This is a genomic window from Halomonas sp. 11-S5, from assembly GCF_029889825.1.
Classification (GTDB): domain Bacteria; phylum Pseudomonadota; class Gammaproteobacteria; order Pseudomonadales; family Halomonadaceae; genus Halomonas.
This window is the reverse complement of sequence record NZ_JARANW010000056.1, coordinates 1-1,027: the sequence shown is the minus strand read 5'-3', so window position 1 is coordinate 1,027 and position 1,027 is coordinate 1. Positions and strand designations below refer to the sequence as shown.

Below are 1,027 nucleotides of genomic sequence, written 5' to 3'. Positions count from 1 at the left end.
CCTGATTACGCATAAGGCTCAGCCATCTTCAGGAACCGGTATGGCATCGGCGGTGTTCGGGCGGCTACCGTGAGAAACCGCGGGATCATGGCCTTGAGGTCATAGCGCCGATTGAAGCGATACTCGAATTCGGCCAGGTAGCGTGGGGTATGTTTCCCGCGGATGGCATGGTAGGTGCCGGTGATCGCGTTCTTGACGTTGCCCAGCACCGTGTTGACCCAGTTGAACTCGGGGTTCTTCACACTGGCACGCCCACCGCCTGTGATGTGGCAGTCATGAACGTAGAAAGGCGTGTCGAAGGCCCTGAAGCATCCGAGGCCGTCGCTGATGACCTGGCTGCCAGGCACAATGGCCTGTTGGGCATAGCGACGCATCTCGTCAAGGGTAAAGCCGCTCACACGGCGCAGCTGAACCCGCTGCGGATGGCCTTCCTCATCGGTTTGCACGGCGGCGACAAAGGGGAACTTGTGCTCAGCGCCGCGCCCGCGCTTTCCGGGCCGCTCACCGCCCAGGTAGGCATCATCGATCTCAATGCGCCCGGAGAGCCTCTCTCCCTGGTTGCGCTCGTGCATGACCTGCAGCAGCTTGTGCTTGAGCTTCCAGGCGGTGTTGTAGGCGACGCCGAGCTCCCGGGACAGCTGCAGCGCCGAGATGCCACTCTTGCGCTGCGTGAGCAGGTAGATCGCCAGACACCAGGTGGTCAGCGGCAAGTGCGTGCCATGGAAGATGGTGCCGGCGGTCAGCGAGGTCTGATGATGGCAGCGATGGCACTGGTAGAGCCCCCGCGACAGCTGGCAGCCGGTGGTGTTGCCGCAGTCGGGGCAAACGAACCCCTTGGGCCAGCGATACTGATAGAGCGCCGCCCGACATTGCGCTTCTGTGCCGTACTGCTCGAGGAAGGCCGGCAGCGACAGGCCGGGCTGAAACTGGATCGGGTTGCGTGCCATGACGTCACCTCCTCTACTGGATATAACCTCAGTATAGGACAAGCTGGCGGAATGGTGGCTGATCAACATGAGTAATCAGG

Annotated in this window: 1 protein-coding gene; it reads right to left on the bottom strand. The window is 61.8% G+C overall.

The features are described from left to right. Positions 1 to 5: 5 nt before the first annotated feature. Positions 6 to 947 carry an IS1595 family transposase gene (locus OP497_RS17445; RefSeq protein ID WP_280550776.1) on the bottom strand — a complete coding sequence of 314 codons (942 nt, stop codon included), beginning with the start codon at positions 945 to 947 and terminating at the stop codon, positions 6 to 8. Positions 948 to 1,027: the final 80 nt, after the last annotated feature.

What these genes read in the sequence shown, in the direction of transcription:
- OP497_RS17445 (WP_280550776.1), bottom strand. Translation starts at nt 947, where the DNA reads ATGGCACGCAACCCGATCCAGTTTCAGCCCGGCCTGTCGCTGCCGGCC.